Source organism: Nocardiopsis sp. NPDC006832, from assembly GCF_040635885.1.
GTDB lineage: Bacteria > Actinomycetota > Actinomycetes > Streptosporangiales > Streptosporangiaceae > Nocardiopsis.
The window spans coordinates 73,540-98,035 of sequence record NZ_JBEYLC010000001.1; the positions used below are offsets into that span (position 1 = coordinate 73,540).

18 protein-coding genes and 1 riboswitch are annotated in these 24,496 nt (G+C 69.9%); of the genes, 4 read left to right on the top strand and 14 right to left on the bottom strand.

Going from position 1 to position 24,496, the window contains the following annotated elements; translation table 11 throughout:
- The first annotated feature begins 112 nt into the window (after nt 1–112).
- Nucleotides 113–853, top strand: coding sequence for a GntR family transcriptional regulator (locus ABZ717_RS00325; RefSeq protein ID WP_358503185.1), 741 nt, complete (start codon nt 113–115; stop codon nt 851–853).
- A gap of 125 nt (nt 854–978) precedes the next feature.
- A complete protein-coding gene (locus tag ABZ717_RS00330; RefSeq protein WP_358503188.1) occupies nt 979–1,779 on the top strand; it encodes an SDR family oxidoreductase in 801 nt (266 codons plus the stop codon).
- A 4-nt stretch (nt 1,780–1,783) separates the two neighbouring features.
- Here the strand turns inward: ABZ717_RS00330 and ABZ717_RS00335 are convergent, their stop codons facing one another.
- The 4 genes from ABZ717_RS00335 to ABZ717_RS00350 form a co-directional block, all read right to left on the bottom strand.
- Nucleotides 1,784–3,118 (bottom strand): HD domain-containing phosphohydrolase, encoded by a 1,335-nt coding sequence (locus tag ABZ717_RS00335; protein ID WP_358503191.1) that lies wholly within the window; start codon nt 3,116–3,118, stop codon nt 1,784–1,786.
- Nucleotides 3,118–4,473, bottom strand: a complete 1,356-nt coding sequence (locus ABZ717_RS00340; RefSeq protein WP_358503510.1) for an HD-GYP domain-containing protein — start codon at nt 4,471–4,473, stop codon at nt 3,118–3,120. The genes ABZ717_RS00335 and ABZ717_RS00340 overlap by 1 nt, the downstream gene beginning before the upstream one ends.
- 791 nt (nt 4,474–5,264) lie before the next feature.
- Nucleotides 5,265–5,573: a mycothiol system anti-sigma-R factor gene (gene rsrA, locus ABZ717_RS00345; RefSeq protein WP_358503194.1), complete on the bottom strand. Its 309-nt coding sequence runs from the start codon at nt 5,571–5,573 to the stop codon at nt 5,265–5,267.
- Entirely contained in the window at nt 5,570–6,241 is a 672-nt protein-coding gene (locus ABZ717_RS00350) for a sigma-70 family RNA polymerase sigma factor (RefSeq protein ID WP_358503197.1), read from the bottom strand. Before ABZ717_RS00350 ends, rsrA begins: the two co-directional genes overlap by 4 nt.
- A gap of 354 nt (nt 6,242–6,595) precedes the next feature.
- Between ABZ717_RS00350 and ABZ717_RS00355 the strand changes: the two genes are divergently transcribed.
- Entirely contained in the window at nt 6,596–7,420 is an 825-nt protein-coding gene (locus ABZ717_RS00355) for a methyltransferase domain-containing protein (RefSeq protein WP_358503200.1), read from the top strand.
- An 11-nt stretch (nt 7,421–7,431) separates the two neighbouring features.
- Here ABZ717_RS00355 and ABZ717_RS00360 read toward each other — a convergent pair whose 3' ends face one another.
- From ABZ717_RS00360 to ABZ717_RS00405, 10 genes are all read right to left on the bottom strand, one after another.
- On the bottom strand, nt 7,432–7,965 hold the full coding sequence (locus ABZ717_RS00360; RefSeq protein WP_358503203.1) for a hypothetical protein: 534 nt from the start codon (nt 7,963–7,965) through the stop codon (nt 7,432–7,434).
- Nucleotides 7,966–8,059: 94 nt separating this feature from the next.
- The gene (gene thiC, locus ABZ717_RS00365; protein WP_358503206.1) at nt 8,060–9,727 is read right to left on the bottom strand and encodes a phosphomethylpyrimidine synthase ThiC; all 1,668 of its coding nucleotides are present in this window, start codon (nt 9,725–9,727) and stop codon (nt 8,060–8,062) included.
- Nucleotides 9,717–9,832: riboswitch (TPP riboswitch) on the bottom strand. (Overlaps the previous gene by 11 nt.)
- A gap of 131 nt (nt 9,833–9,963) precedes the next feature.
- Nucleotides 9,964–10,815, bottom strand: coding sequence for an SOS response-associated peptidase (locus tag ABZ717_RS00370; protein WP_358503209.1), 852 nt, complete (start codon nt 10,813–10,815; stop codon nt 9,964–9,966).
- A gap of 10 nt (nt 10,816–10,825) precedes the next feature.
- On the bottom strand, nt 10,826–12,067 hold the full coding sequence (locus ABZ717_RS00375; protein WP_358503211.1) for an MFS transporter: 1,242 nt from the start codon (nt 12,065–12,067) through the stop codon (nt 10,826–10,828).
- A 109-nt stretch (nt 12,068–12,176) separates the two neighbouring features.
- Nucleotides 12,177–13,226 carry a DUF3068 domain-containing protein gene (locus ABZ717_RS00380; RefSeq protein WP_358503214.1) on the bottom strand — a complete coding sequence of 350 codons (1,050 nt, stop codon included), beginning with the start codon at nt 13,224–13,226 and terminating at the stop codon, nt 12,177–12,179.
- Nucleotides 13,223–17,701 carry an alpha-(1->3)-arabinofuranosyltransferase family protein gene (locus ABZ717_RS00385; RefSeq protein WP_358503217.1) on the bottom strand — a complete coding sequence of 1,493 codons (4,479 nt, stop codon included), beginning with the start codon at nt 17,699–17,701 and terminating at the stop codon, nt 13,223–13,225. The genes ABZ717_RS00380 and ABZ717_RS00385 overlap by 4 nt, the downstream gene beginning before the upstream one ends.
- The gene (locus ABZ717_RS00390) at nt 17,698–19,035 is read right to left on the bottom strand and encodes a glycosyltransferase family 4 protein (protein WP_358503220.1); all 1,338 of its coding nucleotides are present in this window, start codon (nt 19,033–19,035) and stop codon (nt 17,698–17,700) included. The genes ABZ717_RS00385 and ABZ717_RS00390 overlap by 4 nt, the downstream gene beginning before the upstream one ends.
- 248 nt (nt 19,036–19,283) lie before the next feature.
- A complete protein-coding gene (locus ABZ717_RS00395; protein WP_017542507.1) occupies nt 19,284–19,424 on the bottom strand; it encodes a hypothetical protein in 141 nt (46 codons plus the stop codon).
- Between the two features lie 272 nt (nt 19,425–19,696).
- A complete protein-coding gene (locus tag ABZ717_RS00400) occupies nt 19,697–21,496 on the bottom strand; it encodes a hypothetical protein (RefSeq protein WP_358503223.1) in 1,800 nt (599 codons plus the stop codon).
- Complete coding sequence (locus tag ABZ717_RS00405; protein ID WP_358503226.1) at nt 21,496–23,331, bottom strand: SGNH/GDSL hydrolase family protein; 1,836 nt, start codon at nt 23,329–23,331, stop codon at nt 21,496–21,498. Before ABZ717_RS00405 ends, ABZ717_RS00400 begins: the two co-directional genes overlap by 1 nt.
- A 233-nt stretch (nt 23,332–23,564) precedes the next feature.
- Between ABZ717_RS00405 and ABZ717_RS00410 the strand changes: the two genes are divergently transcribed.
- Nucleotides 23,565–24,470 carry a hypothetical protein gene (locus tag ABZ717_RS00410; protein WP_358503229.1) on the top strand — a complete coding sequence of 302 codons (906 nt, stop codon included), beginning with the start codon at nt 23,565–23,567 and terminating at the stop codon, nt 24,468–24,470.
- Nucleotides 24,471–24,496 lie beyond the last annotated feature (26 nt).

The following is a 24,496-nucleotide window of genomic DNA, read 5'->3' on the forward strand; positions in this document are numbered from 1 at the left end:
GGGATACGCACTCGACCAATGGTCCACACCAATCGGCGGCCGGAAGGGTCGGCCACCGGCCATCACGGCACGGGATGTGCGTGGCGAACACTGGACGCGGCGGAGGAGACTGATGACGGTTCAGCGGGCATTGGAAGGCAACCCCCGGGTGCCCAAGTACTACCAGGTCAAGAAGCAGTTGCTGGAGCTGATCGAGGCGATGCCGGCGGGCAACCCCGTCCCTCCGGAGCGTGCCTTGGCCACCCAGTTCGGCACCTCTCGCACCACCGTGCGACAGGCCCTGACCGAGATGGTGGTCGAGGGTCGCCTGCTGCGCATCCAGGGCAAGGGCACATTCGTCGCCAAGCCGAAGGTCGCCCAGATCCTCCAGTTGACCAGCTACACCCAGGAGATGCGCGCCCACGGCCTGCACCCGGCCACCCGCATCCTGGACGTCAGCTACATCAACGCCGACGACCAGCTCGCCGAGCTCCTGGCGATCCGCTCCGGCGGTCGTGTGCTGCGGATCGAGCGGCTCCGTTTGGCCAACGGCGAACCCATGGCCGTGGAGACCGCCCATCTGGCCGCGCGGCGCTTCCCCGGACTGCGCAGGCAGCTCGACCGCTACGCCTCGCTCTACGAGGCTCTGGCGAGCGCGTACGAGGTGTCCCTCGCGGAAGCGGAGGCGTCCATCGAGACCGTGCTGGCGACGCCGAACGAGGCCCGGCTGCTCGGTGTGGACGTGGGCCTGCCACTGGTCCTGCACTGCCAGCACAGTTTCGACGGTGACGGCCACCCGGTGGAGTGGGTGCGCTCGCTCTACCGCGGTGACCGGTACAAGTTCGTCACACGCCTGCGTCCCCCGACGGACTGACCGCCCCCGGGCGGGCGCCGGAAGGGTCGCTGCCGCCCCGGAGCATGGTGGTGCCCTCACCCTGGTGCCCGGAAGGTCCGCCGCCTAGGTTCGTTCCAGGACCGGAAGCGACGGAGGGGAGTTCGATGGTGGGCGCTTACACGGGCAGGAGTGTCCTGGTCACCGGCGGAGCCGGCGGTATCGGCGCGGCATTGGTGCGTCGTGCCGCGTCCGACGGCGCCCGGGTCGTGATCGCCGACGTGGACACCGAAGCGGGAGCGGCGCTGGCGGAGGAGGTGGGGGCCCGTTTCCAACGCACCGACGTCCGCGACTTCGAGCAGGTCCGTACCGTGGTCGATCTCGCCACGAACGAACACGGCGGCCTGGACGTACTGCACCTGAACGCGGGGATCACCGGGCCGAGTGAGAGCTTCACCGACATGGGCGTCCCCTATTCGCTGGAGCACTACCGACAGGCCGTCGGGGTGAACCTGGACGGGGTCGTCCACGGGGTGCACGCGGCGCTGCCCTCGATGCGGCATCGGACCGGCGCCTCGATCATCGTCACCGTCAGTTTCGCCGGGTTGTCCCACTCACCTCACACCGAGGTCTACTCGGCGACCAAACACGCGGCCCTGGCCCTGGTCCGCTCCCTGTCGATGACCTTCGCCGACGACCCGGTCACCTTCAACGCCCTCTGCCCCGGGTTCGTCGACACCCCGCTCCTGGACCCGGTACGGGAACACCTGCCGAACATGGACATGGGCGCGCTGGGCAACCGGGTGTCGTCGGCCGAGAGCATCGCGGACCTGGCCGAACGGATCATCGCCGAGGGCGGGGACGGGGACGCTTGGATCGTCTCCGCCGACGTCGTGCCCACCCGTTACCCCTTCGAGGCCGAGCGGGAGCTCCTGGAAGGGACGCTGCGGGCCGCCGCCCGCCGCTGACGGGTCAGCCGCGGGCGAGCACTCGGCCCAGGGCGTCGACCACGCGGGGGTCGTACTCGCTTCCGGTGTCCATCCGCAGCCGTTCGATCACCGCGGTGCGGCGTTCGTCCTCGCGCGTGTCACCGACGAGGTCGTCGAAGGCGTTGGCGACCTTGATGATGCGGCTGCCCAGTGGGGGCACGCCCTCGTCGCCGTCACCGGCCAGCGGCTCGCACTGGCGGCGGACCAGTTCGGCGACGTTGTCCAGCACACCGGTCTCCCGGATGATCGCCGAACCCAACTCGGCGATGCGACGCTGCTCGCGTGGCGAGGACAGCACGGTGGCCCCTCCCGCGATGGGTTCGCGCAACGACAGCTGGCCGATGTCGTGCATCAGCGCCGCGTACTCCAACTCCAGCAGTTCGTGCTCGGCCAGACCGAGCTCGCAGGCGATGCCGTGGGCGAGTCGGCTCACCCTGCGGGAGTGTCCGTTCTCGACGTAGCCGCCCACCTCGGTGACCCGGGACAGCGCCCGCACGGTCTCCAGGTAGGTGCGGCGCACCTCGGCGTGCCTACGGAAGGCCACCTGGGAGACCAGCAGCGGGGCGCTGAACACCAGCAGGCCGACCAGGCCGGTGATGGTGCAGGCCAACGCTATGAGCACACCGCTGGAGGCGATCGCGACACCGGTGGCGACCTGGGCCCTGGCCTCGTCCTCGGCCGCGACCCACAGGCGGGTGCGCAGTCGTTCCGCCCGTAGCAGCGCGGAGATCGCCACGTCCACCAGCCAGGCCGCCAGGATCAGCCCGATCATGATCAGGGCGAGCAGGATCGACGGTTCGGTCAAGGACAGGTGGTCGGCCAACGGCCGGAAGGCCGCGGCCAGCAGCAGGGCGGTGAACACCCGGCGGGCGACCCCCTCCACCCGGGGACTGCGCCCGACGGCCACGTGCGGGAGTTCACCCAGGGCCACGCCCAAGGCCACCACCGCCACGACCTGACCGACGCCGTGGTGGACCGGCTCACCGCCCAGACTGATCAGGTACGCGTAGGCGATCGCGCCGGACAGCGCGATCGGCGCGGACTCCCGCTGCCCGGGCAGGTTGATCCTGGCCAGCTCGCCCGCGGCGATCACCAGGCAGAACGCCAGGGCGACCTCCGGGTCGACGACCCCGTTGACCGCGGTACCGACCAACGCGGTCAGGGACGCGGCGCCCACCCCCGCCACGAGCATGGCCCGTAGGGGGCGTGAGGTGCGCCAGAGCGGTTCGCGCCGACGCTGGTGCTCCAGGGCTCCGCCCTCGGGCCCACCGCCCTCCGGTCCCGCGGGTGCGGGTCCGTCCGACTGCTGTTGTGTCATCACCGGTCCTGACCACCCGTCACGGCTCCGGCCGAGGTGGACTCGGCGACCGTGGCCGTGCCACCACCCTTCTTCGCCGGGGCCGGTACGGGTGCGCCGGTGGCGGAAGTGGAGTCGGCCTTCTCGGTGGAACCGTAGCGGCCGCCCGGAGGTTCGGTGATGTCCGGGGTCTGCCAACCCTCGCGGCTGACCGCGCGGACCATGGCCTCGACCATCCGGGGGTCGAACTGGGTGCCCGCGCACCGACGGAGTTCGACGATGGCCTCCTCCACCGACCAGGCCTTGCGGTAGGACCGCGTGGAGGTCAGGCAGTCGAAGACGTCGGCGACGCTGATGATGCGGGCGGACTCGGGGATCTCCATCCCGACCAGACCCATCGGGTACCCGCGCCCGTCCAACCGTTCGTGGTGGTGGCGGATACCGGCGAGGGCCTCGTCGAGGAAGCTGATCTCCCGGACGATCTCGTAGCCGCGGGTCGGGTGCAGCTTGATCGCGGCGTACTCGTCGTCGGTGAGCTTGCCGGTCTTTTGGATCACCTTGGTCGGGACCCCGAGCTTGCCGATGTCGTGGAGCATCCCGGCGTACCGGATCTTCTGCACCCGCTCGGCGGACATGCCCAGTTCGGCGGCGATCATGGCCGACCCCTCGGCCACACGCATGCAGTGCCCGCGGGTGTAGTAGTCCTTGGTCTCCACCGCCTGGCACAGGGTGGCCAGGGTGGCCTCGTGCGCACGCGCCTCCGCGGTCTGCTGCCCGAAGGTCCATCGCGCGATGAACAGCGGCAACAGGATCAGCAGCGTCGCGACGACACCGACCGCGCCCCAGACCGCGGCGATCGCCAGGCCCAGCATCTGGTAACCGATGGAGGAGAGCTCCAGGGCGACCAGGGGGCGCCAGCGTTGGGGCCGACGACCCGAGACCTGTCGGGTGGCGCCCAGGCACCACATGAGGATGGCGATGAGCGCCGAGTTGAGCACGGTGTAGGTCAGGACCGCCGCGACGTACGGAAGCACGATCCCGGGGAAGTGCGACTGGGTCGGTATCCCGACGATCCCGCCGAGCAGAAGGTAGACGTGTCCGGTCGCGTAGCCCGCGATCGCGTACTGGGCTCCGTTGAAGGCCCGTTTGACCACGGCCTGTCGGCGAAGGGCCAGGGCGCACGAGAACCCGACGACGGCCGCGCCGACCGGACCGACCAGGACGACCGCGGCCAGTGCCACGGCCGAACTGGGCGAGATGCCGGCCTCTTTGACGTCGACGAGGACGTGTGTACTGATCGACTCCGCGACCACGAAGAGAACCACCATGAGCGCCAGAGTCCCCGTGTCGATCCCTTGATAGGGACCGATGAGCACAATGGCCACGGCGCAGACAACGATGATCCCTACGTAGACACGCGCGCCCCCTGGAAGAGCCCGCACCCCCGTTCACCCCCCACCGACGACGACCGGACTGTCATGGTTTCACCGGTTCTGTTCTACCACCAGGTCCATCCGGTAAAAGCGGAAGCCATGAAAATTCCGTACATCGCAGCCACGTACATGCCAGCGAACATCGCTGTCCCCTCTCCCCATGGCGACGCCCCGCTCATCCCCGAGCACGCCGCGCAAATTACCCTATTCGTTGGATAAGGCCTTCAGTTTAACGGGCCCCGAGACCCACATGATTACCCACAGCCCGAACTGGTCAGCCCGAAAGACCCTTTCGGAAGATCGACTTCCGAAGCGTGGAATTACTAATTCAATTAGCAATACAAGAAGACTACCCAGCGTAACCATGTGCTTTTGTCCGGACACGGACGATCCACGTAGGGTTCGACCATCCGTGGACAGCCCACCCCAGACCCCATCAGTAATGACTACTCCCCGTAACCACTCGAAGTGCACTGATTCGGACCTCAGGAAAATCATTCCGACTCGATCACGACCGAAATAACCTCGAACCGATCGGGCGTGTCGACCACGCCTTGGGCCATCCGACAAGGCACCCGGTGACCAAAACCCCCACACCCAGGAGAGACAAGATGACACAACGGCACAAATGTATATGAACAGAACAAAATAGAGCAGAGATCATCGTTCTTCATCCGGGCATAAAAAATGGCGAAGGCTGGAATTCCAGCCTTCGCCGAGTAGCGGACCAGCCCTCAGGCGGGTGGGGTACCCGCGGCCCCCGCCTCCCGGGCCAACTGCTCCTCACGAGCGCGCGCCAACCGACCCAGCACCTTGTCCCTCAGGTCCAGCGGGACCGGATCGCAGCCGCAGTGCTTGGCCACGAGCTTCTTCACGGCATCTTCCAGGCCGTACTCGTCCAGGCACGGGTTGCATCCGCTCAAGTGCTCACGGACCTGTTCGCAGTCACCCTCGCCGAGCTCACCGTCGATGTAGACGTAGATCTGCTCCAGCATCTCACTGCACGGGGTGTCCTTCTCAGGTTTGTCGTGGCCGCCGCTCATCGTCGATCTCCTCGATCCGACCCGCTCTGTGTCCGCCCGCCGGCGGAAGAACCATTGGCGCCCACTCCGGCGGCCTCGGCCGCCCGCGTCGCCGGGAGGAACCCGCGGTCCACCGCGTACTCCTCAAGGTGGCCGCGCAGCTGGCGCCGCCCCCTGTGCAGACGCGACATGACCGTTCCGATGGGGGTCCCCATGATCTCGGCGACCTCCTTGTACGCGAACCCCTCGACGTCGGCGAGGTAGACCGCGATACGGAAGTCCTCCGGAAGGTCCTGCAGCGCGCGCTTGACGTCACTGTCGGGAAGGTGTTCGAGCGCCTCGGCCTCGGCGGACTTCAGCCCCGCGGCGGTGTGGGTCGCGGCCCGCGCGAGCTGCCAGTCCTCGACGTCCTCGGTACCGGCCTGCTTCGGCTCCCGCTGCTTCTTCCGATACGAGTTGATGAAGGTGTTCGTGAGGATGCGGTACAGCCACGCCTTGAGGTTGGTCCCCTCCTTGAACTGGTGGAAGGAACCGAACGCCTTCGCGAAGGTCTCCTGAACCAGATCCTCCGCGTCCGCCGGGTTACGGGTCATGCGCAGTGCCGCCGAGTAGAGCTGGTCGAGGAAGGGGAGCACGTCCCTCTCGAACCGCTCGTCCCGTTCCTCGGCTGTCTCCTGGCTCTGTTCCAAGCCCTTCGGCCTCCTCGCGCTGGTCCCTGGTGGGGTGTCCATATCCAAACGATACGGTCCCACACCCGGGTCCCTCGCATCGACGTGGCCTGACGTCGACACCACTTCCTCGCGCTCCAAGCACGCGCCGGCAGTCGGCATGGTTCTCGTGTTCCTCCCTCGCGAGTGACGAATACGGCGAACACCCCCGGGCACCCGCACTTTCCGGTCAGGTCTCGTTGACAACAACGGGCTCCGTCCACTGATTCCGCCGGGCCGACGACCGACGGCCCTCGAAAGTTCGACGATTGGCCCCGTCGGTAAAGGTGAGGCATGGCAGAGTGCGGGTAGGACACTTGAAGGATTGGGAGAGGAGTGCACGTGCGACCGTCCCCGACTCCGGCCTCCGATCGTCCCCGATCGCCCGCGGCGCAGTTCGCCACCACCGATCGACTGTCGGACTACTGGCGTTTCTACTGGGCCGTCGCCGAGGCGCAGATCAGCCGCTGGTTACCGGCTACGCCCTCCCGCCTGCTCGACCTTTCCGGTCCGGACTTCCAAGGCACCTCACGCGCCGTGGCCGCGGGGCACGACGTGGTCACCCTCCTGCCCTCCGTGGACGCGGCGATACGGTGGCCGCTCACCCTGGTCAACGGCCGGGCCGCGGTGGTGCCTCGGCCGGCCCGCCGGGGTCGGCTGCGCCACGTGGTCGGCGACTCCGCGTTCCTGCGTTCCTTCGCGGAGGGTTCCTTCGACGGGGTGATCGCCGACAACCGGGTCCTCTCCCGGCACCTGGCCACGGAGGGCTCCGTGGCCGAGGTCGCCCGGGTCCTACGACCAGGCGGGCGGGCCCTGCTGTGCGTGGACTCTGTGGTGCTGGGCATGGCCCTGCTGGCCGAACAGGACTACTGGCCCGAGCTCAGTCACGCGCCCAGCGCCGACGTGCTGTTGGTGCCCTGGCCGGACGGTTCCATCACCCGCTGCTTCACCGCCGAGCAGCTCACCGAACTGGTCACCGACTCCGGGATGGAACTGGAGTGGATCCGGCCGCGAACCGTGCTGTCCGCCTCCACCGTGGAGATGATGCTGGCCCGCGACCCCCGGTCCATGGGCCGTCTGGTGGAGATGGAGATGCACGCGGCCGAGTCCGACGACTACGTGGGCGTGCACCTGATCGCGAGTGTCGTCAAGCCTTCCTGAGCACCGGCCGCCTATACGCCGATGAGGGTGAGGGCGAGCACGACGTCGAAGAACAACAGACAGACACCCGCGCCGACGCCGGTGGCGAAGCTGATCGACACGTCATGGCGGCGTGCCCCGCGCACGGCGAGGAACGGCCAGGCGCAGAGCAGTACGCCGACCAGGTGGAGGATGGGCTGGTTCAACAGTGGAGCCAGCGGGAAGAAGTGCGCCCCCACCACCAGGCAGATCCAGGCGGAGGTGTACTCGGAACGGTCGACGAACCGTAGGACGATGGCGCCCACCAACGCGAGGGCGAACTCCAGTCCCACCACGATGAGGTACGTCCTCAGGTTGTCGCCGGCTGCGATGACGCCCTCGCTCCGGGAGTCCAGGACGCGCGTCACGCCGTACACCGTCAGGCCGAGCGCCAGGAGTGAACCCGCGCCCAGCGCCCAACGGACCCGGTCACCGGGCGGCCGTTCCTGCGCCCACCCGAACCACGCGAAGGAGAAGAGCCCGAAGACGGCCGTGGTCACCGCCAGGTCGAAATCGACGATCTCCAAGAGGACCTCCTGTGCAGCGGGGCTCTTGCGATCACCCTGTCACAGGGGCCGGTGGGCCGCCAGAAACGGCGACCCACCGGCGCTTCCGTGTCAGTCAGTCGGCCAGGGGCAGGTAGACGCGGTTACCGCCCTCGGCGAACTCTTCGGACTTGTCGGCCATGCCCTTCTCGATGGCCTCGACGGTGTCCAGCCCGTTCTCCTCGGCGTACCTGCGCACGTCCTGGGAGATCTTCATCGAGCAGAACTTCGGACCGCACATGGAGCAGAAGTGCGCGGTCTTGGCGGGTTCGGCGGGCAGGGTCTGGTCGTGGAAGGACTGGGCGGTCTCGGGGTCCAGGGACAGATTGAACTGGTCCCGCCAACGGAACTCGAAGCGCGCCTTGGACAGTTCGTCGTCCCACTCCTGTGCCCCGGGGTGTCCCTTGGCGACGTCGGCGGCGTGCGCGGCGAGCTTGTAGGTGATGACCCCGGTCTTGACGTCGTCCCGGTCGGGCAACCCCAGGTGTTCCTTGGGGGTGACGTAGCAGAGCATCGCGGTGCCGTGCCATCCGATCTGCGCGGCGCCGATAGCGGAGGTGATGTGGTCGTATCCGGGAGCGACGTCGGTGGCCAGGGGGCCGAGCGTGTAGAACGGCGCCTCGCCGCACAGCTCCTCCTCCAGACGGACGTTCTCCGCGATCTTGTCCATGGGTACGTGCCCGGGTCCCTCGATCATCACCTGCACGTCGTGGGAGCGGGCGATGTGGGTGAGCTCGCCGAGGGTGCGCAGTTCGGCGAACTGGGCCTCGTCGTTGGCGTCGGCGATGGACCCGGGGCGCAGCCCGTCACCGAGGGAGAAGGTGATGTCGTACCGGCGGAAGATCTCACAGAGTTCCTCGTAGTGGGTGTAGAGGAAGCTCTCCTTGTGGTGGGCCAGGCACCAGGCGGCCATGATGGAGCCACCGCGCGAGACGATGCCGGTGACGCGGCGGGCGGCCAGGGGCACGTAGCGGAGCAGGACGCCCGCGTGGACGGTCATGTAGTCCACGCCCTGTTCGGCCTGTTCGATGATGGTGTCCCTGTAGATCTCCCAGCCGAGCCTGGTGGGATCCCCGTCGACCTTCTCCAGCGCCTGGTAGATGGGGACGGTGCCGATGGGCACCGGAGAGTTGCGGATGATGCGTTCGCGGGTCTGGTGGATGCGCTTGCCGGTGGACAGGTCCATCACGGTGTCGGCGCCCCAGCGGGTGGCCCACACCATCTTCTCCACCTCCTCCGGGACGGAGGAGGTGACGGCGGAGTTGCCGATGTTGGCGTTGATCTTGACCAGGAACCTCTTGCCGATGATGGTCGGCTCGGATTCGGGGTGGTTGCGGTTGACCGGGATGACGGCCCGGCCGATGGCGACCTCGTCGCGGACGAACTCGGGGGCGACCCCCTCCCGTGCGGCGACGAAGCGCATCTCGGGGGTGATGGTCCCGGCCTTGGCGTAGGTCATCTGGGTGACCGATCCGTCGATCGGATCCAGGGCCCAGTCGGCACGGGTGCGGGGCAGACCCCGGTGGACGTCGATGTCGGCGGTGTCGTCGGTGTAGGGGCCGGAGGTGTCGTACAGATCGAAGTGGCTGCCGTTGGTGAGTTCCACCCGACGTCGCGGAACGCGGAGCGTGGGACCCTCGGGGGTCTCGGTCTCGCGGTACACCTTGCGAGATCCCATGATGGGACCGGTCGTCACGCGGTGCGCGTCGTCGGTGGAGAGATCACGGCTGTCCATAGCCGTCATGGCAGGCCTCCCTACGTCGGAATTACCCGAACAGGTTCTGCGGTCGGCGACACCGATGAGTCGCCCTCTCAGCCCGCCATGGCGCGAGCTCCCGCGTTGCGTATTCACATGTCGGCACGGCGAACGTGCCCAGGGACGCGTCGATCACGTCGTCCCGGCCGGGGGGGAAGGTACTCCCCCTGTGGCCCCGGACACCATACACAGGGCCGCCCCCGGCCTGTCCACCCTCGCCGAGGTCAGAAGAGTGTGTCCGCCTGTTCTTCGCCATCGTCCGGAAGGGGTTCCAGCAGGTCGGGGCGGTTGTTCTTGATGCTGTTGACGTCGGTGGAGACCTCGTCGACGGAGAACCGGTCCACCGGGGTCGCGTTCAGCAGGTGGGACAGGTCGTCGGGGCCGGAGGTCGGGTCGAGCCAGGTCGTCCAGTCGTCGGCGGGCATGATCACGGGCATGCGTTCGTGGATGTGCGCGAGTTCGGGGGCGGCCTCGGTGGTGATCACCGCGCACGACCACACCCAGGCGGCGGGGTCGTCCTCGGCGACCTCGGGGTCGCGCCAACGCTCGAAGATCCCGGCCATGGCCAGCGGTTCGTCGCCCTGGTAGTGGATGGAGAAGGGCTTCTTGGCCGCCTTGGCCTTGCGCTTGCGGTGCCCGGGGTCCGTGGCCGGCGAGGTACTGGCCTCGGCGGTGCCGTCCTTGTTGAGCAGTTGCCACTCGTAGTAGGCGTCGGCGGGCAACAGGCAGCGACGGTGGCGGAAGGCCGACCGGAACGCGGGTTTGTCGGCGACGGTCTCACCCCGGGCGTTGATCATCCGGTAGCCGATGTTGCGGTCCTTGGCCCAGGAGGGGACCAGGCCCCAGCGCAGGGTGTGCAGCGAACGCGGTCCCGGAGCGCCGGAGGCTCCGCCCTGCGGGGGTGGACCGAAGACCGCCTGGACGGGGCGGCCGGGTGAGATGTTGTAGTCGGGGTCGAGTTCCTCCAGTGGTGGCCACGCCCGTGGGTCGGGCTCCTCCCCCAGCGCCTGCTCCGGCAGGTCGAAGGCGAGTTGCAGCTGGTGCACGTTCCGTGACTGGGCATATCGACCGCACATGTGTCCGATTCTACGCCGCCGTCCCCCTCGCGTCCCCGTACCCGCCCCTGTTCCCGTCGGCCCCCACCGCGTCGGGGACGATATCGGCGCGGGTGAGGTGGACCAGGAGGGCACCGACCAGGCCGGCCGTCAGCGCCACCGTTCCGGCCACCGCGAGCAGCTCGCGCGGGTGGTCGGCGGCGAACAGCCCGGCGAGCAGGAACCCCACGACGAAGGAACCGTTGACCACCGTCCCCATGAGCGCGTGGGCGCGCCCCAGCAGGGGTTCGGGCGTACGTTGGTGGACCACCGAGCGGAGCAGGATGTTGTGCGCGGAGTTGCCCACGCCCGCCAGGACCACGCACATCAGTGCCACCGCCAGGAACGGGAGCCAGGCCCACAGGGCCAGCGCGGCGCCCACGACGGCGGCGGCCAGGGCGACCGTCCGCCCTGAGGGGGCCGGACGCAGCAGCGCCACGGCCAGTGCCCCCAGCAGCAGCCCCACGCCCCAACCGGCGGTGACCAGGCCGAACACCTGAGCCCCGTGGCCCATGACCTCGCGGACCACGAACACCATGCCGACGTTGATGGTGGAGGTGGCCACCACGGCCAGGACGAGCACCGGCAACAGGACCCGGAAGAGTCGGACCCCGAACAGGTGACGGGCTCCTTCCACCGCGCCGGACCACAACGGCCCCGACGGTTCGGTCACCGGTCTACGGATCCGCAGCGTCAGGTAGACCAGGGTCGCGAGCAGGAATCCCGCCGACGCGGTGAGCAGCGTGGCGGAGAATCCCGCGAACCCGACGAGCACCCCTCCCACCAGTGGCCCGAGGACCGTGGCGGAGGCGCGAGAACCCTCGAACAGGGCGTTGGCGTGTACCGGGGAGAGCTCCCCGGTCGCCCGGGGCAGGAGGGTGAGGATCGCCGGGTTGACGAAGGCCGCCATGGAGCTCACCACGAGCACGCACAGCACCAGCACCACGGGGTGGTCGTCGAAGCGGACCGCGGGCAGCAGGGCGACCGCTTGGACCAGGCAGGCCACGACCAGCACCCGCCCCGTGTCATGGCGATCGAGCACCGCGCCGGCCAAGGGGCCGAGGAGGATGAGCGGGGCGAGCTGGGCGGTCACCAGGGCGCTCACCCACAGGGCGTCACCGGTCTCCGACAGCCGGAAGACCGCGGCGACCAGCAGGACCTCGTCGCCCATCGACGCGGCCAGGATGGCGAGGAGCAGGACGAGGGCGCGCAGGCGGTGGATCTTCGGGGCCATCGGCATGGGGCCTTCCGAACGGGGACGGTGACCGGATCCTCGCCCGTGTCCGAGGCCGAAGTCCACCGGTTTTCCTCGCGGACCCGCCCCATGTCCCCGCCCGCGTGGCTCAGGCCCTCCCGGTCGGGTCGGGCGCGGCCACGCTCTCGATCACCGTGCCCTCTCCGGGATCGTTCGGCTCGTCCTCGGGTCGGGAGCGCAGCGCCTGGACCAGACCGGCGAGGATCGCGACCACGCCGAGCGGTCCCAGGGTCCAGGGGACCCACACGTCCAGCCCGCGCAGGATCAGCGAGCGGACCCGGGCCTGTTCGGCCAACGAGGACACCTGTCCCTCGGCGAGGACGAACTCGGCCTCCAACAACGAGACCTCCCCCGAACCGTTCTGCGGGCGCAGGGTCTCGGTACGTTCCTCGGTCATGTGGACGACCTTGCCGGTGATCGGCTCCACCCAGAAGGTCCGTTCGAACTCCAGCCAACGGGTGGCCGTCACAGTCCCCGCCGAGTCCCCGAACAGGGCCGCGGGCACGTCGCGGGCCGATTCGGGCACCTGGGTCTCGGACAGTTCCTGGACGTAGCGACGCACCGCCAGGCCGGCGACCTCGTCGTTCTCCTCGAAGACGACCGCGGGGGCGGCCCGCACCTCGGCGTCGTAGAAGGAGTGGTCGCCCTCGGGCACCCCGGCGGGCCAGTCCAGGATCAACCCGGCCTGGCGGACGGCACGATCTCCATCGACGTGCTCACCGCAACAGTTCACCGCGCGCCCGGTCTCCCGGTCCACGATGACGCGACGGCTCCAGTGGTCGATGACCTGGTCGGAGTCGGTCGTGTCGACGGTCATCTCCCAGGCCGACCAGTCCGACCCGTGGGCGGTGCCCTCGATCCGGGTGGTCCGGTCCAGGTCGGCGCCCTCCTGCCGAGTCCAGGTGGCGGTGTCCAGGTAGGTGGCGCCGGGGGCGTCCATCCGCAGCTGCCGGGTGACGTCCCCGGGCATGAGGGCGACCCGGTCCTGCACGTAGAACGGCAGCAGCAGCGCCATGGTCACCAGGAAGGCCCCCACCGCCACCAAGAGGGTGCCCTTGGGCAGGCGTCGGCCGGGTTCGGGGAGCAGTGGGGCGGGGCGCACTTGCGGCGCACGCCCCATCTGGGAGAACACGCTCACCTGTGGGCCTCCTCGACGTCGTGCGCGGGCCTGGCCCCGTCGGGTCCGGACCCATCACCGCCGGGGGCGCCCCGACCATCGCCGGATCCACCGCCCGGTCCGCCGTCCTCGTCCGGAGCCGTGGGCCCCTCGAAGGGTGGTGCGTCCGTAGGCCCGGACACGGCGTCCTCCGCCGACGGGGTGTCGGCGGGCGGCGGTTCCGTCGCCTCCCCGCGCTGGCCCAACGCCAGGACCAGACGGGCCATCGCGGGCAGACACAGAGCCTGCGGCACCCAGCCGCGCAGCGCGGTACCGAACGTCTCGGTGATGTCGTGGAAGGGCATGTACACGGACAGGTAGGTCCCGACCGCGGTCGTCAGGCCGGCCAGGGCCAGCGACACCGTGACCACCCAGGGTCCGGCCAGGTGCGGCAGCGCCCGGCCGCCCATCGAGGGCCTTCCGGGTTTGGCGTGGCGCAGGCGTTTGGGCGCCCGCCTGGCCAGCCACCAGATGACCAGCAGGATGGCGCCGACCACGGCCGCGCCGGCCCAACCGGCGATCCACACCCCGTAGGCCAACCCGAGCGGCAGGACCACCGGACGCGGCAGCCAACCGGGGCCGGCGGTGGGCAGGGCACGGCCGCCACGCGGCGGTTCGGTGGCCGAGCGCCGGCCACCGGGCAGCAGGCGGCGCGGCCACAGGGCCAACAGCACCAACAGTCCGGCGAGCGCGCCGCCGATGGCCAGGACCCGGTGGTAGACGGCGTCGGGGGTGTATTCGAGCGTGACCGTGCCCGCGGTGCCCTCGGGCAGCACCCAGGCCTGCTTCCACCCCTCCAGGCGCACCGGTTCCAGCGGCCCGTCGACGCCCTCGACCCGGGCCTCCCAGCCCTCGTTGAAGTTCTCGTTGACCACCAGCAGGCTGTCCTCGTCGACCGACACGTCGAAGCTGCGCTCGCCGGGTCCCCAGGAGTGCAGGGTGTCGACCTCCGCCGTGGTGACCTCGGGTGCGGGCGTGTCGGCCAGGTCGGCGGTCTCCACCAGGGCCGAACGGACCTGGTAGCGGTTGCCGGGATCGACCACGACCCGGTTCTCGCCCTCGATGAGGTCGAGGTCGGTGCAGGTCTCGTAGCTCAGCGGACGTCCGGTGAGCTGGTCGCCGAGGGTGCCCTCGCTGATCCGGGTCTCCACGCGCCGATCGTTGACCCTCAGGTTCGGGCCCAGGCCGCAGGTGGTGGAGGCGTCGATGTCGGCGTCGGGGATCGGCTCGACCGGTGCCACGCCGGGCAGGTCGATGGTGCCGATCTCCAGGGCCTGACCCTCGGGGCGTTCGAAGGTGACCTTCAGCGAGGAAGCGGTGAGTTCGGCGAAGTCCACGCGCCCACTGCCGTCCAGCCAACCCTCTCGGACGGTGTCGCCACCCTCGACGGTGACCTTGATCGGACGCATCACGGTGTCGGCCCGGGGGAACTCGACCTTCATGTGGTCCAGGGTGGTCCGACTGCCGAGGTCGATGTCGAGCGAGGGCCGCTTCTCCTCGGGGTCCGGATACCAGACGGTGCTCTCGTCGTCGTCCAGCGCTCCCCTGCCCATGGCGGCGGGGTGCTGTACCGCGGTGGAGGAGCCGGTGACGCGGGGGTATCCGCCGGCCCGGTTGGCGGCGTTCTCCGCCTCCCGGGGGTCGGTGAGGACCACTTCGCCGGAGATGCGGTGCGGGGAACCCGCCGACTCCTCCGCCAGGGTGAACGTGCGGTCCAGCCGGTCGGCGTCCTCTCCGCTCACCTCCAGGTCGGGGTTGCACACCCACGTGTGCGAACCCTCCATGCAGCCCGGAGCGGTACCGGTGGAGCCGGTGAAGAGCAGCGTCCCCGCCTCGGACGGACCGGGAACGTCCAGGGTGCGCGAGGTCTCCAGACCCGGGATCGAGATGGAACTGATCCCCACCCGGGTGCCGAAACGGTACTCGGGTTCCCAGGCGAGTTCGTCGATCCGGATCCGCAGGCTGGTGGTCTCCCCCGGCGGGGCGTTGAGCTCCTGGGGTTCGTCCGTCTCCGCGACGGCCACCTCGGACTCCCCGTTGTCGGTGATGAGGCCGACCCGGGAGGGCGGCGGTTCGCCGGGCAGTTGTTCGAAGGCGACGTTCAGCCCGTCGAGGTTGCGGGGCTCGGTGAACTCGACCTCCAACCACTGGCCCAGGGAACCCTCGAAGGCGCTGGAACGCCAGGCGGTGCCGAGGTCGTCGTCGAGGGCGGCGTGCGGCGCGTGGCCCGGGTCGCGGTCACCGGGGCGGGCCTCGACCCCCGCCTCGGAGGTGGACGCGGTGACCTCGGCGATGCCGATGTCGCGGGCGTGGGCGACGTACTCCTCCCAGGCCGGTTCCATGACGTCCGGGGCCGGTACGTCGCGCTCGTACTCCTGGTCCTCGGTCATGGTGGCCGAGAAGTTGCGGCGCACGTCGGAGTAGACGACCTCACGGCGGCGCACCGTGTCGGTGACGATCGTGTTCTCACCGTCGATGGCGTCGGCGCCGGGGTCGTCGCCGAGCAGGATCGGGCGGTCGTCGTCGACCAGACCCTGTTCGGCCAGGTGCAGGACGGACTCGGGACCACCGGTGACGCGCAGCGTGTCGGCGGAGGGCACGGTCCCGACCCGGGGAGCGGCGTCCTCCACCTCGTAGACGGTCAGCGACGGGTAGGGCTGGTCGAACCACTGGGACGCGGAACGGTGGTCGAGGGAACCGATGACCGGGCCGAACTCGGCGGCCTCGGTGATGCCGGGCGAGTTCTGGAGGGTCTGGTGGACGCGGGCCGGCCAGCCGCCGTTGTTGCCCACGCGCTGAAGGTCGTTCCGGACGAGGAGGTGGGTGACCCCGAGCCGGGCGAAGGTGTCGGACAGTCCCTGGGATCCCCGCCCGGAGGAGACCCTCTGGTCGATCTCGTGGGTGATGCGGGAGGCCCCGGACGAACCCCACGGGATGATCTGGTGGTTGGTCCACGCCCCCGACAGCAACGGCTGCATGGGTTCGTCGAGGGGACGCCCCCACTCGTACTCGCCGCGGGCGGAGCCGGGCAGCGCCATGGTCATGCCGCGTTCGTCGGAGCGCTCCTCCAGCCAGTCGACCGCCTCGTACCAGTAGTCGGGGATCTCCTCGAAGCCGCCCTTGGGCGCGATGCCGACCGTGGCGATGGGCACGAGCGTGACCAGGAAGACCGCGGCGGAGCCGCCCGCGACGGCACGGCGCACCTTCGCCGAGACCACCACGCCCGAGCGGTCGGCCCGGTCCCGGGCGACCACGACGGGCAGGTGGGCCAGCCCCAGGACGATGGGCAGCCGGATGAGCGCGTCGAACTTGTGGACGTTGCGGAACGGGGAGAGCGCGCCGTCGAACAGTTCCCGCATGGACGCGGCGAAGGGGCCGGTGAGGTCACCCGTGTAGCCGGCGACCACGATGGCCGTGCCGACCAGGAGGCTGCTGATGAGGAAGAGGCGCTCGGGGGTACGCCGGTTGATGAGTCCGGCCAGACCGAGCCCGGCGACCAGCGCGGTGACCGCCACCAGCCATGGGGTGAGCGAGAGCTCCGCCCCCGAGGGCAGGGCCGTGTTGCCCATGTCGGGCAGGAAACCCATCCAGTTCGAGGTGCCGCGCAGAGCGTTGAACAGCGAGGTGATGCCGGTGGTAACGCCGGCGTCCTCGGTGTAGGGCATGAACGAGTACACGTACCGCGACATGATGAGCAGCGGCACGATGTACCAGAACGAGGCCAGGACCAGGCCGAACGCCCACCACAGGATCAGCCGCCACTTGCGCCGGCCGTTGGCGCGGGTCAACAGGTACAGGCCCGGAACGACGAGGACGGCCAGTTCGGAGGCGGCGTTGGTACCGCCGCACATGAGGAACGCCAGCCCCGACAGCAACGCCATGCGCGCCGGTGGGTATCGGCGTTCGGCCCCCAGGATGAGCGGCAACAGGATCCACGGCATGAGCAGCATGGGCTGCAGCTCGGCCGAGTTGTACGACAACAGCGTGAGCACCCGCGGCGCCAGCGCGTAGGCGATGCCGGCGATGATGCGGGTGTTGACGGTCCCGAGCCCCAAGGCCTCGGCGACCTTGTAGGTGCCGAGGAACGCCGCGATGAGCAGCACCGCCATCCACGAGCGCTGGATGAGCCACTCGGGCATGCCGAGCACCTCGAACAGCAGGTGGAAGGGGCCGTTGGGGAAGAAGTACCCGAAGGCCTGGTTCTGGAGCTGCCCGAAGTAGGAGGCGTCCCACAGGTGCAGGGCGCGCTCCATGAACCCCAAGGGGTTGATCGTCAGGTCGATCTTGGTGTCGCTGACGATCCGGCCGGGGTCGATGCTCGCCGCCAGCGCGCCCAGGAGCACACACACCGCGAGGACCTTGAGGCGCGCCAGCAGCCTCTGGTCCAACCCGCCGGGGGCGGACGGTGTCGTGGAATCCTCCGGTTCGCGCCTGGCGGTGGATTCCGCCGAAGTCACATCTTCGCTTTCTTGCCTGCTGCCGGGTCAGGGGGTGTCAAGGGGGAATCGATACCGAGTTCCGCGGCGACGAGGCGGGTCATCCGCGCGCCGCTCGCGTCCCAGGTGAACCGGGACGCCCAGGCGCGACAGGCGCGGCGGACCTCCTCGGCGCGCCGGGGGTCGGACAGTTCCTTCAGGGCCCGTGAGACGACGTCCTCCAGGGTCTCGCCCTCTCGGACGAGCCATCCGGTTTCTCCGTCACGGACCGAATCGCGCAATCCGTCCACATCGTAGGCCACCGTGGGCACTCCGAGCCGTGCTGCCTCGACGACCGTCAGGCCCCATCCCTCGAACTCGGAGGCGGTGACGTGCAGGTGGCAGGACGACAGGACGGCTTCCTTGTCCTCTTCGGAGAGGAATCCGTGCAGGTCGACCCGGTCCCGCAGATCGTCGCGCCCGATCTGTTCGGCGAGGTGTTCCCCCTCGGGGCCGCGGCCGATGATGTGCACGCTCAACCCGGGGTGGTCGTCGGCCAGCGAGCGGGCCAGGTCGACCACGCGGGACACCCGCTTTTGCACCACCAGGCGACCGAGGCTGACCAGGGCGGGAGCGGTGCCGGGCTCGGGCGCGGGGGGCAGGGGGGCCAGGGCGGGCCCGCCGTTGTGGACGACCTCGATGGGCGCACGCCAGGCGAGCTTGTCACGCATGGCGGCCCGGGAGGACTCCGAGACGGTGACGGTGGTGCAGTTCCGGTAGACCCGGGAGGCGACGGTGGACTCCACGAAGCGCCCGAACCAGGCCAGTGGCGCCGAGAAGTAGGCGTTGAACTGCAGGTCGTGGACGTGGTGCACGACGCTGACGACCTTCGTGCTCCGGCGCAGGACCAGCCGGGACAGGAAGGGGATGCCGTTCATGCAGTCGAAGGCCAGGTGGTACTCGCGCCGCCACAGGGCGAGCCAGGCCATCACGCGCGGGTAGACGGTGAACTTGCCGCCCATGCGGCGGATGACGATGCCGTCCTTGGTCTCGACCCGGGCCTGGTGGGGTTCGCGGCTGGTCAGGAAGGTGACGATGGCGCCACGTTCGGCCAGGTGGCGGCTGATCCGCCAGGCGTACTCCTCGGCGCCACCGGCGGTGGACTGCCAGGGGTCGCGCCAGTTGATCATGACGATCCGGACACCGTCGAGACGGGGACCGAGGTCGATGGGGGTCGGGGGGCCGTCGGTCGCGACCGGTTCGGCGGTCGCGGACCCTTCGGCCTCCGCCGGTGCGGGGGCGGGGATGGTGGTCGGACCCGTGGTGACCGTGACGACTCCGGGCTCCACCCGGCGGGGGACCTTCTGGAAGACCACACGCTCTCCTTCCGCGCGGTGCCCGACCCGGGCCTGCCTACGCCGAGCGAGCGAGATATCGCTCTGAGCGAACACTCGGGGGCGGGGAGTGCTGCTGAACAGGCCCAAGGACCGGACGTCAGTGGGGTGGGGCGACCATCGTGATCGCGAGGGGACGGCGGTGTGTCGGGTTCGGATCACCGGGGACCAGGGGCGTGGGGCGCCCCGCAGGTCGCGAGGCGCCCGCCGGACCTCGCGAACCCGAAGACCTAGCGGTCGCCGTAGTTGTAGAGGGTTTCGTTCACCGGTTCAGCGGTCGCGGTCGACTCGGTGGCGAGGTTGGTGGCCACCACGGTGGCACCTCCCGCCAGAGCCGCGCCGATCACGCAGGCGGCGATTACCTTGATCACTTGAGGATCTCCTTCCGCACGCTCCGAACCGTTCTGGCCCGGGGCGCTGGAAACCGAGACTAGAACCTGATCTAGCTACAGACCAGATGGTTGCCCCAACTGTAACTAACCCTCCGGTAACTTCCAACCCCGAAATGTGCACTTTGCACGCATCCATATGCTGGTCAGGGGCGGCCGAGTGGCCTGGATCACCTGGTGAGAACGGGATCGACGATGAAACCAGAACCCGTTTCAAAGTGACCGAAAAAGCGGCCCCGGCCCTCGCGGGACGGTCAGGCCCCGACCGCGGCCCCCTCGACCGGATCACCATGGCGGGGTTCTCTCCGGGCGACCGTGAACACCGCCCAGACGATGGTTCCCAGGCTGGTCAGAGCGCCGGCGACGACCGGAACGGACACACTCTCCGGTGTCGCCTCGACGTACTCGTCGTCGACCTCGAACAGGGCCATGTCGCCCCCCTCCACCACGGGGGACAGCCCATCGGTGTCGGAGAGGTCGTGGTCGACCGGAGCGGACACCGCCACGTACCGAACGCCCATCGACCCCAGGAGTTCGGGGAGTTCGGCGGGTTCGATCCGCGGCATAGCGGTCTCGGGGTCGAGGTCGAGTGATTCGGCGGCCTGCCGCGCCCGCAGGTCCTCCCCCGTCACCACCACGGTCCCACCGTCCGGAGTTCCGACCCTCAGGTCGTCGTTCCAGAGCGTGCGCCGATCGAACAGTCTGGTGGCCGGGTCCAACACCACCACCGGTTCCCCGGACCAGTCCGGTCCCCGGTAGGCGCTCCAGGGCAGCACCAGGACCGCGCCGGGGCTTTCGTCGGCGGCCACCGCGGCCTGTGCCCCACGCCAGGCCGGTGGGTACTCCACGGGCGCGAGCCCGCCGCCGGCACCCCACAACAGCCCGGGGAGCACCACCACCGGCGACAACCCCAGGACCACCACGGTCACCATCCGACCCATGCCGGGCACCGGCGGCCCTTCGACCGGTGTCGTCTCGGGCAGGGCTCGGAGCACCCACAGGACGATCGCGCCCAGCCCCAGGGACTGCAACAGGGCCAGCGGCGCGACGTACAGCTGCCCGTCGCGCAGCGGCCCGAAGCCGGGCCACAGGTCGATCAGCGCGGCCAGGGGCCCCGGGGCGAGCACACCCGCCAGGGCGATCAACAGGCCCAACGCCGCCGACACCGACAACCCCACCGCCACGACCGGACGCGCCCGTCGCCACCACCAGACCCAGCCGATGAGCGCGACCGTCACCACCAGGACCCTGAGAGCGGCCGTGACGGGCTCTCCGTATCCGGGAGGCACCGCCCCCGCGTTCCACACCCCGCCGAGCAGCAGGAGCGAACCGAACGCGCCGAACGGGGTGTCGGAGCGGGCCGCGAAGGCCGCCACTCCGGCCGGGTCGGTGGCGGCGCCGCTGAGGAGCGAGGGCACCAGCCAGGGCGACGACAGCAGGATCAGCGCCAGGATCAGCAGGCCCGCGTCCCGCCACCGGCGCAGCGAGGTCGGACCGGCGGTCAACGCGCTCAGCAGCACCGAGGAGAACCCACCGATCGCGGCGGGCACCAGGGCGCACACCATCCCGGCGAGACCTCGGGTGGGCCCAAGCGAGGTCATACGGACCACCCCCGCCAGGACCCAGGGCAACCCCGCGTATCCCAGCAGGACCGCCCACTGCCCCAACAGCAGACGCTCGGCCACGAACGGGTTCCACACGTAGGCGATTCCGGCGACCGCACCCGCGGCCAGGCCGGCCATGGGGACCGCCCCCTTCCCGTACACCAGGCCGGTGAGCAGCCGGAACGCGCCGGCCACTCCCAGGACGAACACCGCGGCCAGCACCAGGCTCTGCACCACATGGCCCGGCAGGACCGTGGACAGTGCCGCGACCACCGCGTCACTCGGGATCGCCCGGGGGAACCCGTCCGCGCCGGTGAGCACGGCCCGCAGGGACAGATCGGGCACGAAGACCATGTCGTATCGCAGGACATGGCCGGGCCCCAGCGCGGGCCCCAGGGCCAGGAACGCCACCAGCGCCCCCAGGCCCCAGTGCGCCCGGCGAAGGGCCATCAGTGGTCCACCAACGGAAGGCTCGCGGAGTAACCGCCCTCCACGTAGTCACGATAGGAACGCACCACGACCTCGTAGGGGCCCGACACCGTGACCCGCCACCGAGCCCGGTCCCCCGTCGAACCGAGCGTGCGCCAGCCCTCGCCGTCCCGCGGCCCGCGGTCGTCTCGCGGCGAACAGGTGGAACCCGGCGCGGGCGGCGGGCTCGACGGCGGCGGCGTGGGCGCGGGGGCCGGTTCCGGCTCGGGGCGCGGGGTGGGCGGTGGTTCGGAGGGGCTGGGCCGCGGTGGGTCCGGTTCCCCTCCCCCGACGTTCTGGTCGTCGTCGATGGTCGTGGTGGTGTCCCCGGCCACGGGCGGGGTGTCGCGGGAACGCCGGAAGGAGTCCCCCGGGGTGCACTCCAGGAGACGGACCCACACCTCGTAGTGGCTCGCGTCCTCGACCTCGTCCCAGACGAGCAGTGCCCCGTCGTCCCGCAGTCCCAGTCCGCTCGGGCCCGGCGGCGGGTCGTCGTCCCAGACCAGCCGGAGCGGTTCGGACTCCACTCCCTCGTCGCGGCCCTTGACGGGTCGCACGACGAACTCGTAGCGGGCACCGCTCAACAGCGACTCGACGGTGACGGAGCCTCGCTCGTCGTCGACGTCCACGTCGAAGGGGAGCACGAAGGGGTCGTCCGGGGCGGGTTCGATCCGGCGCTGCACCACGCGGTAGTCGGTGGCTCCGGGAACGTTCTCCCAGGACAGCAGGAGACCGTCGTCGGTTTCCTCGTACTCGGGTTCGGGCGCGGTCAGCGGCCCGGTGGACAGGTCCGGGAAGGGCCGGGGGAACTCGCCGCCCACACCCAGGGGCCTGGCCAGCGCGTCGGCGAAGGCCGCCGCGATCTTGAGTTCACCGCGAACGTTGGGGTGGGTGGCGTCCCAGTTGTCGAAGGCGGGGGTGTAGTCCCGGGCGGTCTGGGCGACCACCACGGGCGACTCGGCCGAGGTCAGCTGTTGGGCGAGGTCGACCAGGCCCATGTTGAACCGTTCGATCTCCCGGTTGACCCGGCCGTCGTCGTCGGTGCCCTCCACCTCGGGCAGTTCGCCGACCACGAAGCGGGCTTCACCGAGCACCACCCGCACGGTGGAGACGATCTCGGCGATGCCGTCCAGCGCGTGATCGGCCTCCCCTCCGTTGAGGATGTCCTCGGTCCCGGCCAGGAGAAGCAGGTAGTGGGGGTCGTACTCCGCGGCGACGCCGGCGACGTCGGTGGCGAGTTCCTGGGCTGTGGCGTCCCAACGGGCGGCGTGGTCGGTGTCGAAGTCGGGGTCGGCGTAGTCGTGGGCGCCGAAGTCCTCGTCGGCGAGGGAGTAGAGGTCGTCGTTGGGTCCGACCAGGTCGAAGTCGATCTCCTGGTCGGACAGGTGGGACCACAGGTGATAGCGCCAGGTGTGGTCCCCGCTGCTGCCCTGGGTCGCGGAGTCGCCGATCGGCATGATCCGCAGCTCCCCGTCGGGCGGGCCGGGCACGGCGACCGGTTCCTCGGCCCGCTCGTCGCCCTCCGCTCCGAGGCCGCCCGAACCGGTCTGCAGGAGCAACATGGTGACGGCCATGGCGGCGAGCATGACGCCGAGCAGCCCCAACGGGCCGGGTTCGAAGCGCGAACCTCCGCGCTCCCACAGGCCGCGGAATCGGCTCGTCGACGGGCCGGGGCGCAGGAGGTCTCGCCAGGTGGATCCACGCCAATACTCGCGGCTCGTCCACGTGGGAAGCCGGTCTCGCCAAGCGCTCGGGCGAGAACTCTCCGTCTCGCTCCCGGATGCCCGGCCCCGGGGGGTCCCGGGTGTCTCGGTCACGTCCTCTTCCTGGGGGGTGTCGTCGTCGCCCGGGTCCTGCACCGTGCCCCATCTCTCGCCGCGGCGCTTAGCGGTAGTTACAGGTTCCTATTCGACCCACGAGTGACATCCACCCTGCTGAGACAGGACCTCAGGCGTCACTCGCCAGACAAGACTAGAACTGGTTATATGGAGGCCGTCAACCTTCGGGCCCGTCTGGGTCACGGAGCGCCGAGCCGAAAGGCCTCCTCCTCGTGATCGGACTCCTGGTCGCGCTGTTCTCAGCGGTGGTCTACACGATCGGACTGACCGTGGAGCAGCGTGCGTTGCACGGCTCCGAGTCGATCTCGATCAACCGTCCGCTTCACCTCGCCAGGGTACTGCTGGGTAATCCGAAATGGGTTCTCGGTTGTGTGTTCGCCGCCCTGGGGAGCGTCGGCCTGATCGTCTCCCTCGGTCTGGCTCCGGTGTCGGTCTCCCAGCCCGCCTTCGCCGCCGGTGTGGCCACGACGCTGCTGGTCATCACACTGGTGCGCGGTGAGCGGATCACCCGAGGCGAGTACGTCGCGCTCGGCGTGATGCCGGTGGCCCTGGGCCTGCTGAGCCTGTCCACGGTGGACGGCGCGGAGACCGGGACGACCGCGGACACGCCCCTGTTGGTCGTGGTCAGCGTGGGCACCGTGTTGGCCTGCGTGGCCGTCATGAGCGTGGTCGGGGGACGAGGGAAGTACATCTCGGCCGCCGCCATGGGCGCCGCGGCCGGCCTCGCCCAGGGCAGCGCGGGGCTCCAGGGGAAGGGCCTCGGCGGCCTCCTCGCCGACCACGGGCTGTGGGCCGCGATCGGCCCCGCCCTGTTGTCGCCCTACCCGTACCTGTACGCGCTGGGCTGGGCCGTGGGCATCGTGCTCTTCCAGACCTCCCTGCAGCGCTCCCGGGCCTCCATCACCGCCCCGGTCGCCAACGTGGTGGGCAACGTGTTCACCGTGGTGGCGGGCACGCTCCTGTTCGGGGAGAGCCTGCCCGAGGACCCGCTCACCATGGCCCTGCGGGTGGGCGGGTTCGCCCTGACCCTGGTCGTGGTGGTGTTGGTGCGCGGCAACGTCGCCCAGGCGGAGGCCGACACCAGCCGGTTGCGCGGCGAGTCCACCCCCAACGCGTGAGGACGGTCGCCCCTACCACCCCCGGC

Coding starts and splice junctions, on each gene's coding strand:
- ABZ717_RS00325 (WP_358503185.1), top strand. CDS start 113: ATGACGGTTCAGCGGGCATTGGAAGGCAACCCCCGGGTGCCCAAGTAC.
- ABZ717_RS00330 (WP_358503188.1), top strand. CDS start 979: ATGGTGGGCGCTTACACGGGCAGGAGTGTCCTGGTCACCGGCGGAGCC.
- ABZ717_RS00335 (WP_358503191.1), bottom strand. CDS start 3,118: ATGACACAACAGCAGTCGGACGGACCCGCACCCGCGGGACCGGAGGGC.
- rsrA (WP_358503194.1), bottom strand. CDS start 5,573: ATGAGCGGCGGCCACGACAAACCTGAGAAGGACACCCCGTGCAGTGAG.
- thiC (WP_358503206.1), bottom strand. CDS start 9,727: ATGACGGCTATGGACAGCCGTGATCTCTCCACCGACGACGCGCACCGC.
- ABZ717_RS00370 (WP_358503209.1), bottom strand. CDS start 10,815: ATGTGCGGTCGATATGCCCAGTCACGGAACGTGCACCAGCTGCAACTC.
- ABZ717_RS00375 (WP_358503211.1), bottom strand. CDS start 12,067: ATGGCCCCGAAGATCCACCGCCTGCGCGCCCTCGTCCTGCTCCTCGCC.
- ABZ717_RS00400 (WP_358503223.1), bottom strand. CDS start 21,496: ATGGCCCTTCGCCGGGCGCACTGGGGCCTGGGGGCGCTGGTGGCGTTC.